General features: G+C 49.8%; 15 protein-coding genes. 13 read left to right on the top strand and 2 right to left on the bottom strand.

From position 1 onward, the window contains the following. Nucleotides 1-104 precede the first annotated feature (104 nt). On the bottom strand, nucleotides 105-2,009 hold the full coding sequence (locus IX31_RS15930) for an ABC transporter ATP-binding protein (RefSeq protein WP_034460215.1): 1,905 nt from the start codon (nucleotides 2,007-2,009) through the stop codon (nucleotides 105-107). Between the two features lie 122 nt (nucleotides 2,010-2,131). Between IX31_RS15930 and kefG the strand changes: the two genes are divergently transcribed. The 4 genes from kefG (at nucleotide 2,132) to slyD (ending at nucleotide 5,394) form a co-directional block, all read left to right on the top strand. Then, a complete protein-coding gene (kefG, locus tag IX31_RS15925; protein ID WP_072009470.1) occupies nucleotides 2,132-2,686 on the top strand; it encodes a glutathione-regulated potassium-efflux system ancillary protein KefG in 555 nt (184 codons plus the stop codon). Then, on the top strand, nucleotides 2,686-4,494 hold the full coding sequence (gene kefB, locus IX31_RS15920; RefSeq protein ID WP_034460210.1) for a glutathione-regulated potassium-efflux system protein KefB: 1,809 nt from the start codon (nucleotides 2,686-2,688) through the stop codon (nucleotides 4,492-4,494). The genes kefG and kefB overlap by 1 nt, the downstream gene beginning before the upstream one ends. 15 nt (nucleotides 4,495-4,509) lie before the next feature. After that, on the top strand, nucleotides 4,510-4,710 hold the full coding sequence (locus IX31_RS15915; RefSeq protein ID WP_034460208.1) for a YheV family putative zinc ribbon protein: 201 nt from the start codon (nucleotides 4,510-4,512) through the stop codon (nucleotides 4,708-4,710). Nucleotides 4,711-4,809: 99 nt separating this feature from the next. Then, nucleotides 4,810-5,394: a peptidylprolyl isomerase gene (gene slyD / locus IX31_RS15910; RefSeq protein ID WP_034460207.1), complete on the top strand. Its 585-nt coding sequence runs from the start codon at nucleotides 4,810-4,812 to the stop codon at nucleotides 5,392-5,394. Nucleotides 5,395-5,445: 51 nt separating this feature from the next. Here the strand turns inward: slyD and IX31_RS15905 are convergent, their stop codons facing one another. Next, nucleotides 5,446-5,664: a protein SlyX gene (locus IX31_RS15905; protein WP_034460204.1), complete on the bottom strand. Its 219-nt coding sequence runs from the start codon at nucleotides 5,662-5,664 to the stop codon at nucleotides 5,446-5,448. 226 nt (nucleotides 5,665-5,890) lie between these two features. Between IX31_RS15905 and fkpA the strand changes: the two genes are divergently transcribed. The 9 genes from fkpA to IX31_RS15860 form a co-directional block, all read left to right on the top strand. Beyond that, nucleotides 5,891-6,715, top strand: a complete 825-nt coding sequence (gene fkpA / locus IX31_RS15900; protein ID WP_034460203.1) for an FKBP-type peptidyl-prolyl cis-trans isomerase — start codon at nucleotides 5,891-5,893, stop codon at nucleotides 6,713-6,715. A gap of 177 nt (nucleotides 6,716-6,892) precedes the next feature. After that, complete coding sequence (locus IX31_RS15895) at nucleotides 6,893-7,615, top strand: helix-turn-helix transcriptional regulator (RefSeq protein ID WP_034460202.1); 723 nt, start codon at nucleotides 6,893-6,895, stop codon at nucleotides 7,613-7,615. Then, nucleotides 7,615-8,001: a sulfurtransferase complex subunit TusD gene (gene tusD / locus IX31_RS15890; protein ID WP_034460201.1), complete on the top strand. Its 387-nt coding sequence runs from the start codon at nucleotides 7,615-7,617 to the stop codon at nucleotides 7,999-8,001. The genes IX31_RS15895 and tusD overlap by 1 nt, the downstream gene beginning before the upstream one ends. Continuing rightward, on the top strand, nucleotides 8,001-8,360 hold the full coding sequence (gene tusC, locus IX31_RS15885) for a sulfurtransferase complex subunit TusC (RefSeq protein WP_034460200.1): 360 nt from the start codon (nucleotides 8,001-8,003) through the stop codon (nucleotides 8,358-8,360). Before tusD ends, tusC begins: the two co-directional genes overlap by 1 nt. 6 nt (nucleotides 8,361-8,366) lie before the next feature. Next, complete coding sequence (gene tusB, locus IX31_RS15880) at nucleotides 8,367-8,654, top strand: sulfurtransferase complex subunit TusB (protein ID WP_034460197.1); 288 nt, start codon at nucleotides 8,367-8,369, stop codon at nucleotides 8,652-8,654. A 126-nt stretch (nucleotides 8,655-8,780) separates the two neighbouring features. Continuing rightward, nucleotides 8,781-9,155 (top strand): 30S ribosomal protein S12, encoded by a 375-nt coding sequence (gene rpsL, locus IX31_RS15875; RefSeq protein ID WP_003023654.1) that lies wholly within the window; start codon nucleotides 8,781-8,783, stop codon nucleotides 9,153-9,155. A gap of 90 nt (nucleotides 9,156-9,245) precedes the next feature. Next, nucleotides 9,246-9,716, top strand: coding sequence for a 30S ribosomal protein S7 (rpsG, locus tag IX31_RS15870; RefSeq protein ID WP_034460190.1), 471 nt, complete (start codon nucleotides 9,246-9,248; stop codon nucleotides 9,714-9,716). Between the two features lie 93 nt (nucleotides 9,717-9,809). After that, complete coding sequence (fusA, locus tag IX31_RS15865; protein ID WP_034460188.1) at nucleotides 9,810-11,924, top strand: elongation factor G; 2,115 nt, start codon at nucleotides 9,810-9,812, stop codon at nucleotides 11,922-11,924. A gap of 73 nt (nucleotides 11,925-11,997) precedes the next feature. Continuing rightward, nucleotides 11,998-12,538: GTP-binding protein (locus tag IX31_RS15860; RefSeq protein WP_034460185.1), on the top strand; the 541-nt coding region annotated here is incomplete at its 3' end.

Genomic DNA, 12,538 nt, shown 5'->3' with positions numbered 1-12,538 from the left:
TCTATCGTTGCGATAAGATTCAAATATGCGATGAAATAGGAGATTACCCGGGATGTTATCTTATAGAAATCTCCCGGGATAAGTGATAGTTTTCGTGAGTTAATTTATTCGCTTTGCATCATCTGTTCTAACTGCTCATGAGCATCCAGCCATTCCATTTCGCACTCTTCCAACGCCGACTTCACTTTTACCTGAGTTTGTAGGCATTCAGTCATTTCTGCCTTGCGACTTTGGTCGTAAATGGCACTGTCAGCCAGCTTTTCTTCGACGGCTGCAAGCTGCACGTTCAGTTTTTCCATCTGCTTTTCAAGCTGCGTGATTTGCTTACGTAATGGCTGCGTTTGAGTGCGTAATTCCGCCTCGCGGCGTTTTTGATCTTTACGCGCTTGCGCACTGTTTACGTTATCTTTTGCTGAATCAAGCGGTTGGTTTTCCTGCTTTTGCAGATCGACAAGCCACTGCTGATAATCTTCCAGATCGCCGTCAAACGCTTCAACTTTCCCGTCGTGTACCAGATAGAGATCGTCGGTAGTGGAACGCAACAGGTGACGGTCGTGCGAAACCACAACCAGTGCGCCTTCGAAATCAATCAATGCTTCGGTCAGCGCCTGACGCATATCGAGATCGAGGTGGTTGGTCGGTTCATCGAGCAGCAGCAGGTTAGGGCGCTGCCAGACAACCAAGGCAAGAACCAGGCGCGCTTTTTCGCCGCCAGAGAAGCGAGCTGTTTGTTCGGTGACTTTATCGCCCCGGAAACCGAAACCGCCGAGGTAATCTCGCAGTTGCTGCTCAAGTTCTTTCGGGGCGATACGAGCCAGGTGCTGCAACGGTGATTCGTCGGCGCGTAAATATTCCAGCTGATGCTGCGCGAAGTAACCGAGCTTAACTCCTTTTGCCAGGCCGATATCGCCCTGCAAAGGTTTGATCTCCTCCGCCAGCAGTTTAATCAGCGTTGATTTACCGGCGCCGTTGCGACCAAGCAGACCGATGCGAGAGCCAGGAACCAGATTCAGTTTGATGGAGTCAAGGATCACGCGCTCGCCATAACCCGCGCTGACTTTTTCCATACGCAAAAGTGGGTTCGGCAAACTTTCAGGCGCGCGGAAACTGAAATGGAACGGATTGTCGACATGAGCCGGAGCAATCAACTCCATGCGTTCAAGCATCTTCACGCGGCTTTGTGCTTGCTTTGCTTTACTGGCTTTGGCTTTGAAACGATCGATAAAGCTTTGCAGATGCGCGACACGCTCCTGCTGGCTTTCAAACATCGACTGTTGTTGAGCAAGGCGCGTGGCGCGCTGGCCTTCAAACGATGAATAGTTGCCGGTGTATTCAAACATCGACTCTTGTTCGATGTGAATAATTTTTCCAACTACCGGATCTAAGAAGTCACGGTCGTGGGAAATCAGAATCAGTGTGCCTTGATAGCTTTTCAGCCAGCGTTCCAGCCAGATAACGGCGTCTAAGTCCAGGTGGTTAGTTGGTTCATCGAGCAGAAGTAAATCTGAGCGGCAGATCAGTGCTTGCGCCAGGTTCAGGCGCATACGCCAGCCACCGGAAAAATCACTGACCGGTCGTTCGAGTTGCTCATTGCTGAAGCCTAAACCGTGCAGCAGGCTCGATGCGCGAGAGCGAATCGTCCAGGCATCAACCGCATCCAGCTTGCCGTGCACCAGTGCAATTGCATGGCCATCATTGCGCTCATTAGCTTTTGCTAGTTCGGCTTCAAGCTGGCGGAATTCACGGTCGCCATCAATAACATATTCAATAGCTGGCATTGCCAGTGCAGGAGTTTCCTGGTTTACCCAAGCCAGCGCCCAGTTACCAGGATAGGTCATACTTCCGCCATCGGCGCTGATCTCGTTCTTCAGCAGCGCCAGCAGCGTGGATTTACCGCAGCCGTTTTTACCTACCAGACCCACTTTCTGGCCTGGATTGATGGTAGCGGTGGCGTTATCCAGCAGAACGCGGGTACCGCGACGAATTTGTAACGAGGAGAAAACAATCATAAAGCGCCGTATGTTCAGAGTATGTTAAATTGTCATTATATTAAGGTAACGTGATGCTAATGGCACCGCGTCGGGCTGCATGGTAGCCCAAAAAAATCACTATGACGACGCCCTGGAGGGTAATGATGTCGCAGCCGCCGAAAGTTTTGCTGCTATATGCCCATCCGGAGTCACAAGACTCGGTCGCAAACCGCGTCTTACTCCAGCCGGCGCAGCAGCTTGCCAATGTCACTGTGCATGACCTTTATGCGCACTATCCTGACTTTTTTATTGATATCTATCGCGAGCAGGCATTACTGCAAGAGCATGATGTTATCGTCTTTCAACACCCTCTCTATACCTATAGCTGCCCAGCGTTACTCAAAGAGTGGCTGGATCGCGTTCTAAGCCGTGGTTTTGCCAGCGGCGTTGGAGGCAACGCTCTGGCGGGAAAGTACTGGCGCAGTGTAATTACTACTGGCGAGCCGGAGGGGGCTTATCGCCACGATGGTTTTAACCGTTTCCCGCTGACCGATATTTTGCGTCCTTTTGAACTTACAGCTGCGATGTGCCGTATGCACTGGATGAATCCCATTATTGTTTACTGGGCGCGCCGCCAGTCTCCGCAGGAACTGACCAGCCATGCGAAAGCTTATGGCGAGTGGTTGGCTTCACCGACATTACCGGGAGGCCGCTGATGGAAGGTTCTGACGTATTACTGGCAGGAGTGCTGTTTTTATTTGCTGCGGTTGTCGCTGTGCCTATTGCCGCCCGTTTGGGCATTGGCGCGGTGTTGGGATATCTGCTTGCAGGTATAGCCATCGGGCCGTGGGGGTTAGGTTTTATCAGTGATGTGGATGAAATTCTTCATTTCTCTGAGCTGGGTGTGGTGTTCCTGATGTTTATCATCGGGCTGGAACTGAACCCATCGAAGTTGTGGCAGTTACGGCGTTCGATATTTGGCGTGGGTGCCGCACAGGTGTTGCTCAGCGCAGTGGTGCTTGCTGGGTTGTTGATGCTGACGAAGTTCTCCTGGCAGGCGGCGGTGGTCGGCGGTATTGGTCTGGCGATGTCCTCCACCGCAATGGCGCTACAGTTGATGCGCGACAAAGGCATGAATCGCAATGAATCCGGGCAGCTCGGTTTTTCCGTACTGCTGTTCCAGGATTTGGCTGTAATCCCGGCGATTGCGCTGGTGCCGTTGTTGGCCGGTAATGACGGCGGCCATACCGACTGGATAAAGATCGGTTTCAAAGTGCTGGCCTTTGCGGGGATGTTGGTTGGCGGGCGTTATCTGCTGAAGCCTGTGTTCCGCTTTATTGCGGGTTCCGGTGTGCGCGAAGTCTTTACTGCGGCGGCATTGCTGTTGGTGTTGGGGTCAGCGTTATTTATGGATGCGCTGGGCTTCTCAATGGCGCTTGGGACATTCATCGCGGGCGTCTTATTAGCTGAAAGTGAATATCGTCACGAACTGGAAATCGCGATTGATCCTTTTAAAGGATTATTGCTCGGCTTGTTCTTTATCTCCGTTGGCATGGCATTAAACCTTGGGGTGCTTTACACACATATCTTCTGGGTTGTTTTAGGTGTTGTGGTGCTGGTGGCAGTTAAAGGCGGCGTGCTGTATGGCCTGTCGTGGTTTTTCGGTTTGCGCAGCTCCGAGCGTCTACAGTTTTCAGGTGTGCTAAGCCAGGGCGGGGAGTTCGCATTTGTACTTTTCTCTACGGCTTCATCTCAAAAGCTGTTCAACGGTGACCAAATGCCGCTCTTACTGGTGACTGTCACACTTTCAATGATGACTACACCGCTATTGATGAAAGGCGTTGATGCCATTCTTGCGCGGCGATTTAATGTCGCTGATGACGAAAACGATGAAAAGCCTTATGTGGAAGACGATCAGCCACAAGTTATTATTGTGGGCTTTGGGCGTTTCGGGCAGGTGATTGGCCGCTTACTGATGGCGAACAAAATGCGCATTACAGTTCTTGAGAGAGACATCAGCTCTGTCAGTCTGATGCGTAAATATGGCTACAAGGTCTATTACGGCGATGCTACCGAACTTGAGTTACTGCGTTCAGCAGGTGCCGAGACGGCAAAATCTATTGTGATTACCTGTAATGAGCCGGAAGACACAATGAAAGTGGTTCATTTGTGTCAACAACACTTTCCACATCTGGCGATACTTGCGCGAGCAAGAGGGCGTGTAGAAGCGCATGAATTGTTGCAAGCTGGAGTGACGCAGTTCTCACGTGAAACCTTCTCCAGTGCGTTGGAATTAGGGCGCAAGGCGCTAATGACATTGGGGATGCATCCTCATCAGGCGCATCGTGCACAACTTCATTTCCGCCGTCTGGATATGAGTATGCTGCGTGAGTTAATGCCGATTCATACCGATAACGCGCAAATTTCCAGAGTGCGTGAAGCGCGTCGTGAGCTAGAAGAGATTTTCGAACGCGAGATGCAGCAAGAGCGTCGGCAGTTCGATGGTTGGGATGAGTTTGAATAAAATAAGGTGAAGCGAATGCCGGTGCGTAAACGTTTTATTGCCGGGGCCGTCTGCCCCGAATGCCAGGCGCGGGATTCCCTCGCGATGTGGCGTGAGAATAATGTCGATATTGTAGAGTGTGTTAAGTGCGGCCATCAAATGCGAGAAGCGGATAAGCAAGTTCGTGAGCATGTTCGCGAACAAGAGCAAGTCATTGGGATTTTTCATCCAGACTAGCGAGATGCCCCAGCTTTTTTTAAGCTTAAGGGTACACCGGCGCTAAATTCCGCTACAATCGGCGCCAGTTTTTTTTCTCACGCTCGCTCAGGAGATATCATGAAAGTAGCAAAAGACCTGGTGGTCAGCCTGGCTTACCAGGTACGTACAGAAGACGGTGTGTTGGTTGATGAGTCTCCGGTGAGTGCGCCGCTGGACTATCTGCATGGTCACGGCTCCCTGATTTCAGGTCTGGAAACTGCGCTGGAAGGTCACGTTGTTGGTGATCGTTTCGACGTGAATGTTGGCGCAAATGACGCTTACGGCCAGTATGACGAAAACCTGGTGCAACGCGTTCCTAAAGACGTGTTCATGGGCGTTGATGAACTGGAAGTTGGTATGCGCTTTATGGCGGACACCGACCAGGGTCCAGTGCCAGTTGAAATTACTGCAGTTGAAGATGAGCACGTTGTTGTTGATGGCAACCACATGCTGGCAGGCCAAAACCTGAGCTTCAACGTAGAAGTTATCGCGATTCGCGAAGCAACTGCTGAAGAACTGGCTCATGGCCACGTTCACGGCGAGCACGATCATCATCACGATCACGACCATGAAGGTGGTTGCTGTGGTGGTCACGGTCACGGCGACGACCATGAACATGGTAAAGGCGGCTGTGGCGGTAACGGCGGTTGCGGTTGCCACTAATCTGCGAAAGATAAAAAAGGCGTGTCACTGACACGCCTTTTCTTTTGGTAACTAGTAATGCGGAGGTGGAGTCTCTTCGGCTTCTGATGCCACCATCGAAGGCTGGCTGGCTTTTAGTTTTTCAACCAGCAAGCGGAAATGCTCGCGCAGTTTGACCATCTCCAATTCATGAGCCGTTACCGTCTGATTTAACTCTTCTATAGTAATCTCCTGGAAAGCGAGACGACTCTCAAGTTCTTCTAGCCGCTGTTCGGTCGATTTCTGTTGCATGGCTAATACTCCTGGCCTGCGGATGGACAATTTCGGGCGATTCTACTGAAAAATCCTGCACGTTACAGCGCTGTTTTACTCATGACGAAACTTCTTTATACAAAAAGAGTCTGAATTTGTCTCGATATGGCGCGGAGAGATTGTGTAGATTTCTTCCACGACGTTATAGTACATCTCTTAGTTGATAATAACCTTGGGGTTAGAGGCCCCGGCCCTGGAGAAATGGATGAAATCACTGTTTAAAGTAACGCTACTGGCGACCACGATGGCCGTTGCCCTGAGCGCTCCGGCGTTCGCTGCTCCTGCCACTCCGGCAGCCGCTAAAGATACTGCGGCCCCAGCTGCAAGCAACGCGGCATTCAAAAATGACGACCAGAAATCTGCGTATGCATTGGGTGCTTCGCTGGGCCGTTATATGGAAAACTCTCTGAAAGAACAAGAAAAGCTGGGTATTACTCTGGATAAAAACCAGCTTATCGCCGGTGTTCAGGATGCATTTGCTGATAAGAGCAAATTATCCGATCAGGAAATTGAGCAGACTCTGCAAGCTTTCGAAGCTCGCGTGAAGTCTTCTGCTCAAGCTAAAATGGAAAAAGACGCTAAAGAAAACGCGGATAAAGGCAAAGCCTTCCGTGATACTTTTGCAAAAGAGAAAGGTGTTAAAACCTCCCCAACTGGCCTGATGTATAAAATCGACAAAGCCGGTACAGGTGAAGCACCAACTGACAGCGATACTGTTGTTGTTAACTACAAAGGCACGCTTATCGACGGTAAAGAGTTTGATAACTCTTACACCCGTGGCGAGCCACTCTCTTTCCGTCTTGATGGCGTAATCCCAGGTTGGACTGAAGGTTTGAAAAACCTGAAGAAAGGCGGGAAAATCAAACTGGTTATTCCACCAGAACTGGCTTATGGCAAAACTGGCGTTCCGGGAATTCCGGCTAACTCCACACTGGTATTCGACGTTGAGCTGCTGGATATCAAACCAGCGCCTAAAGCAGACGCGAAACCTGAAGCCGCTCCAGATGCAGACGCTGCGAAGAGCAAATAAGGCATTATTAACCGCCGTCCTCAGGGGCGGCGGTTTTTTATTTGAGGCAGGATATAATAAAAGCTGGAAAGCGCCTCTTACGCTGTATTACCTTAGCAGGCTGCGCAACAACGAGTATGAGTCTGCCCTGACACCATTTAAGCGCGACAGGCTCTCTGTAGAGGGTGGTATCTTTAAATGTCCAATTCGCTTTTAACCAATGAAACCAGTGAGCTTGATTTACTGGACCAGCGTCCTTTCGAACAAACCGACTTTGAAATATTAAAATCCTACGAAGCGGTGGTGGACGGGTTAGCGATGCTGATTGGTTCTCACTGTGAAATCGTGTTGCACTCGCTGCAAGATCTGAAGTGTTCCGCTATTCGCATCGCAAATGGTGAACACACTGGGCGCAAAATTGGCTCGCCAATTACCGATCTTGCCTTACGTATGCTGCATGATATGACTGGTGCGGATAGTAGCGTTTCCAAATGCTATTTCACCCGTGCAAAAAGCGGTGTCCTGATGAAATCAGAGACTATTGCCATTCGTAATCGTGATGAACGTGTTATCGGCCTGTTGTGTATCAACATCAACCTTGATGTTCCCTTCTCGCAAATTATGTCGACGTTCATTCCGCCAGAAACGCCTGAAGTGGCTTCATCGGTGAACTTTGCGTCCTCAGTTGAAGATCTGGTTATGCAGGCACTGGAATTCACGATTGAAGAGGTGAATGCCGATCGCAATGTATCCAACAATGCCAAGAATCGGCAGATTGTGCTGAACCTCTATGAGAAAGGCATTTTTGATATCAAAGATGCGATTAATCAGGTTGCGGATCGTTTGAATATTTCTAAGCACACGGTTTATCTCTACATCCGTCAATTCAAAAACGGTGATTTCCAGGGGCAGGATAAGTAATGCGTTTTGCCATCCTGGTGACCGGCCCGGCTTATGGTACGCAGCAGGCGAGTAGTGCATTGCAATTTTCTCAGGCCGTTATTGCTCAAGGGCACACATTAGAAAGCGTGTTCTTTTACCGTGAAGGTGTTTATAACGCAAACCTTCTTACATCCCCGGCAAATGATGAATTTGATATTGTTCGCGCATGGCAGCAACTCAATGAACAGCATGGTGTTGAATTGCATATCTGTGTTGCAGCAGCGCTGCGTCGCGGTGTTACTGATGCAGGGCAAGCTAATCAGCTCGGTTTACCTTGCTATAATATGCAACCTGGTTTCACCCTTAGTGGGTTAGGAGCACTGGCTCAGGCTTCGTTAAGCTGTGATCGGACGGTACAATTCTGATGAAGCGCATAGCATTCGTATTTAAATCCGCGCCTCATGGAAGCGCCAGCGGGCGCGAAGGACTGGATGCCTTACTTGCCACGTCAGCACTAACCGAAGACATCGGCGTGTTTTTCATTGGTGATGGGGTTATGCAACTGATACCAGATCAGCAACCAGGCCTTATTCTTTCCAGAGATTACATCGCGACCTTCCGCGTGCTGCCATTGTACGATATTGAGCAGTGTTATCTCTGCGCGGCCTCCATCCGTGAACGAGGGTTGTCGCCAGAGAGAACCTGGGTTCTCGATGCTAAACCGCTTGAGCCTGATGCATTGTGTGAAATGCTGCATCAATTTAATGTGGTGCTAACCTTCTGAGGCGAAATGCTGCATATTTTACAACAATCACCTTTTCAGACCGATCTTGAGTCATTGCTGCTCTGTGTGAAACACGGCGATGAACTTTTATTACGGCAAGATGCGGTCATTGCAGCCCTTTCAGGGACCAAAGCCCTTGATTTACTGCTCGCCGCCCCCATTTCTATCTATGCTCTGCAGGAAGATATCGAGGCCCGCGGCTTAACTGCTCAAATTTCAACCGGTGTAGGCAAGGTCAGCTATACTGACTTCGTTGCATTGACGGTTAAACACGAACAACATATTTCCTGGTAAAATCCAGGATTGTTGTATATTTCTTGACACCTTTTCGGCTCAGCCCTAAAATTCTGCGTCCTCATATTATATGAGGCCGTTTTATTACGTGTTTACGAAGCAAAAGCTAAAACCAGGAGCTATTTAATGGCAACAGTTAACCAGCTGGTACGCAAACCACGCGCTCGCAAAGTTGCAAAAAGCAACGTGCCTGCGCTGGAAGCCTGCCCGCAGAAACGTGGCGTATGTACTCGTGTATATACTACCACTCCTAAGAAACCAAACTCCGCACTGCGTAAAGTATGCCGTGTGCGTTTGACTAACGGTTTTGAAGTTACCTCCTACATCGGCGGTGAAGGTCACAACCTGCAGGAGCACTCCGTGATCCTGATCCGTGGTGGTCGTGTAAAAGACTTGCCAGGTGTTCGTTACCACACCGTTCGTGGTGCACTTGACTGCTCCGGCGTTAAAGACCGTAAGCAATCTCGTTCCAAGTATGGCGTGAAGCGTCCTAAGGCTTAATGGTTTCCGTTAAGTAAGGCCAAACGTTTTAAATAAATGTCAAACTCAATAGAGTTTTGGACAACCCTGAATTAACAACGGAGTATTCCCATGCCACGTCGTCGCGTCATTGGTCAACGTAAAATTCTTCCAGATCCTAAGTTCGGATCAGAGTTGCTGGCCAAATTTGTAAACATTCTGATGGTAGATGGTAAGAAATCTACTGCAGAAACTATCGTCTATACCGCGCTGGAGACCCTGGCTCAGCGTTCTGGTAAAAACGAACTGGAAGCTTTCGAAGTCGCTCTGGACAACGTTCGTCCGACTGTAGAAGTTAAGTCCCGCCGCGTTGGTGGTTCTACTTATCAGGTTCCAGTAGAAGTACGTCCGGTTCGTCGTAATGCTCTGGCAATGCGTTGGATCGTAGAAGCTGCTCGTAAACGCGGTGATAAATCCATGGCTCTTCGCCTGGCGAACGAACTTTCTGATGCTGCAGAGAACAAAGGTACTGCAGTTAAGAAACGTGAAGACGTTCACCGTATGGCTGAAGCCAACAAGGCGTTCGCTCACTACCGTTGGTAATCCCTTCGGAGTGTTAGTCACCAAGCGGGCGCTTCATGTGAGCTGCCCGCTTTGGGTTACTTAAATGAACGTCCCAGGATATAGAGGAATCAAATGGCTCGTACAACACCCATTGCACGCTACCGCAACATTGGTATCAGTGCACACATCGACGCCGGTAAAACCACTACTACCGAACGTATTCTGTTTTACACCGGTGTAAACCATAAAATCGGTGAAGTTCATGATGGCGCTGCCACCATGGACTGGATGGAACAGGAGCAGGAACGTGGTATCACCATTACTTCTGCTGCAACTACTGCGTTCTGGTCAGGTATGGCTAAGCAGTATGAACCGCATCGCGTAAACATCATCGACACCCCAGGGCACGTTGACTTCACCATCGAAGTAGAACGTTCCATGCGTGTTCTTGACGGTGCGGTAATGGTTTACTGCGCAGTTGGTGGTGTTCAGCCACAGTCTGAGACCGTATGGCGTCAGGCTAACAAATACAAAGTGCCACGCATTGCGTTCGTTAACAAAATGGACCGCATGGGTGCTAACTTCCTGAAAGTTGTAGGCCAGATTAAATCCCGCTTGGGCGCGAACGCAGTTCCGCTTCAGTTGGCGATTGGCGCTGAAGAAGGTTTCACCGGTGTTGTTGACCTGGTGAAAATGAAAGCAATCAACTGGAACGATGCCGATCAGGGTGTGACCTTCGAATACGAAGAAATCCCTGCTGATATGGCTGAACTGGCTGCTGAATGGCGCCAGAACTTGGTTGAGTCTGCAGCAGAAGCTTCTGAAGAGCTGATGGACAAATACTTGGGTGGCGAAGAGCTGACCGAGGAAGAAATCAAAACTGCGCTGCGTGAACGTGTACTGCGTAACGAGATCATTCTTGTTACCTGCGGTTCTGCGTTCAAGAACAAAGGCGTACAGGCAATGCTGGATGCGGTAATTGATTACCTGCCAGCACCAACAGACGTACCTGCAATCAACGGTATGCTGGACGACGGTAAAGACACTCCATCTGAGCGTCATGCAAGTGATGAAGAGCCGTTTGCTGCTCTGGCATTCAAAATTGCAACCGACCCGTTCGTTGGTAACCTGACGTTCTTCCGCGTTTACTCTGGCGTGGTTAACTCCGGTGATACCGTTTATAACCCAGTGAAATCCGCTCGTGAGCGTTTTGGCCGTATCGTTCAGATGCACGCTAACAAACGTGAAGAGATCAAAGAAGTTCGCGCGGGCGACATTGCAGCGGCAATCGGTCTGAAAGACGTGACCACAGGTGACACCATCTGTGATCCGGACAACGTGATCATTCTGGAGCGTATGGAATTCCCTGAACCGGTAATCTCCATCGCTGTAGAACCAAAAACCAAAGCTGACCAGGAAAAAATGGGTCTGGCTCTGGGCCGTCTGGCTAAAGAAGACCCATCATTCCGCGTATGGACTGATGAAGAATCTAACCAGACCATCATCGCTGGTATGGGTGAACTGCACCTTGACATCATCGTTGACCGTATGAAACGTGAATTCAACGTTGAAGCTAACGTTGGTAAACCTCAGGTTGCTTACCGTGAAGCGATTCGCGCGAAAGTTACCGATATTGAAGGTAAACACGCTAAGCAGTCTGGTGGTCGTGGTCAGTACGGTCATGTTGTTATCGACATGTACCCACTGGAGCCGGGCTCGAATCCGAAAGGTTACGAGTTCATCAACGACATCAAAGGTGGTGTAATTCCTGGTGAATACATCCCTGCTGTTGATAAAGGCATCCAGGAGCAGCTGAAGTCTGGTCCTCTGGCGGGTTACCCAGTAGTAGATCTCGGCGTGCGTCTGCACTTCGGTTCTTACCACGACGTTGACTCCTCTGAACTGGCGTTTAAACTGGCCGCTTCTATTGCCTTCAAAGATGGCTTTAAGAAAGCGAAACCAGTTCTGCTTGAGCCTATCATGAAGGTTGAAGTTGAAACTCCGGAAGAGAACACTGGTGACGTTATCGGTGACCTTAGCCGTCGTCGTGGTCAGCTGAAAGGTCAAGAATCTAACGCTACTGGCGTTCAGATTCACGCTGAAGTTCCGTTGTCTGAAATGTTCGGTTACGCAACTCAACTGCGTTCACTGACCAAAGGTCGTGCATCTTACTCCATGGAATTCCTGAAGTATGATGACGCGCCAAACAACGTTGCTCAGGCCGTAATCGAAGCTCGCGGTAAATAAGCCCCGGGTTTTAAAAAACATTGATCCCGCGCTCTCTCCTTGAGGGGAGAGCGCAACAGTAAGGAATATAGCCGTGTCTAAAGAAAAATTTGAACGTACAAAACCGCACGTCAACGTCGGTACTATCGGCCACGTTGACCATGGTAAAACCACTCTGACTGCAGCAATCACTACCGTTCTGGCTAAAACCTACGGTGGTTCTGCTCGTGCTTTCGATCAGATCGATAACGCACCAGAAGAAAAAGCTCGTGGTATCACCATCAACACTTCCCACGTTGAATATGACACCCCGACTCGCCACTACGCGCACGTTGACTGCCCAGGGCACGCCGACTACGTTAAAAACATGATCACCGGTGCTGCTCAGATGGACGGCGCTATCCTGGTTGTTGCTGCGACTGATGGCCCAATGCCACAGACTCGTGAGCACATCCTTTTGGGTCGTCAGGTTGGCGTTCCTTACATCATCGTGTTCCTGAACAAATGCGACATGGTTGATGATGAAGAGCTGCTGGAACTGGTAGAACTGGAAGTTCGTGAAATTCTGTCTCTGTACGACTTCCCGTGCGACGATACTCCTATCGTTCGTTGTTCAGCCCTGAAATGCCTGGAAG

Origin of the sequence: Buttiauxella noackiae (assembly GCF_000737905.1) — a bacterium.
In the GTDB taxonomy this organism is placed as follows: Bacteria; Pseudomonadota; Gammaproteobacteria; order Enterobacterales; family Enterobacteriaceae; genus Buttiauxella; species Buttiauxella noackiae.
Note: the sequence above shows the minus strand (reverse complement) of the source record. Positions and strands in the feature narration are given on the sequence as shown.

Excerpts from the sequence above, each read along its gene's own strand:
- tusB (WP_034460197.1), top strand. The coding sequence starts at position 8,367 with ATGCTGCATATTTTACAACAATCACCTTTTCAGACCGATCTTGAGTCA.
- fkpA (WP_034460203.1), top strand. The coding sequence starts at position 5,891 with ATGAAATCACTGTTTAAAGTAACGCTACTGGCGACCACGATGGCCGTT.
- tusC (WP_034460200.1), top strand. The coding sequence starts at position 8,001 with ATGAAGCGCATAGCATTCGTATTTAAATCCGCGCCTCATGGAAGCGCC.
- fusA (WP_034460188.1), top strand. The coding sequence starts at position 9,810 with ATGGCTCGTACAACACCCATTGCACGCTACCGCAACATTGGTATCAGT.
- tusD (WP_034460201.1), top strand. The coding sequence starts at position 7,615 with ATGCGTTTTGCCATCCTGGTGACCGGCCCGGCTTATGGTACGCAGCAG.
- kefG (WP_072009470.1), top strand. The coding sequence starts at position 2,132 with ATGATGTCGCAGCCGCCGAAAGTTTTGCTGCTATATGCCCATCCGGAG.
- slyD (WP_034460207.1), top strand. The coding sequence starts at position 4,810 with ATGAAAGTAGCAAAAGACCTGGTGGTCAGCCTGGCTTACCAGGTACGT.
- IX31_RS15930 (WP_034460215.1), bottom strand. The coding sequence starts at position 2,009 with ATGATTGTTTTCTCCTCGTTACAAATTCGTCGCGGTACCCGCGTTCTG.
- rpsL (WP_003023654.1), top strand. The coding sequence starts at position 8,781 with ATGGCAACAGTTAACCAGCTGGTACGCAAACCACGCGCTCGCAAAGTT.
- rpsG (WP_034460190.1), top strand. The coding sequence starts at position 9,246 with ATGCCACGTCGTCGCGTCATTGGTCAACGTAAAATTCTTCCAGATCCT.
- kefB (WP_034460210.1), top strand. The coding sequence starts at position 2,686 with ATGGAAGGTTCTGACGTATTACTGGCAGGAGTGCTGTTTTTATTTGCT.
- IX31_RS15905 (WP_034460204.1), bottom strand. The coding sequence starts at position 5,664 with ATGCAACAGAAATCGACCGAACAGCGGCTAGAAGAACTTGAGAGTCGT.
- IX31_RS15895 (WP_034460202.1), top strand. The coding sequence starts at position 6,893 with ATGTCCAATTCGCTTTTAACCAATGAAACCAGTGAGCTTGATTTACTG.
- IX31_RS15915 (WP_034460208.1), top strand. The coding sequence starts at position 4,510 with ATGCCGGTGCGTAAACGTTTTATTGCCGGGGCCGTCTGCCCCGAATGC.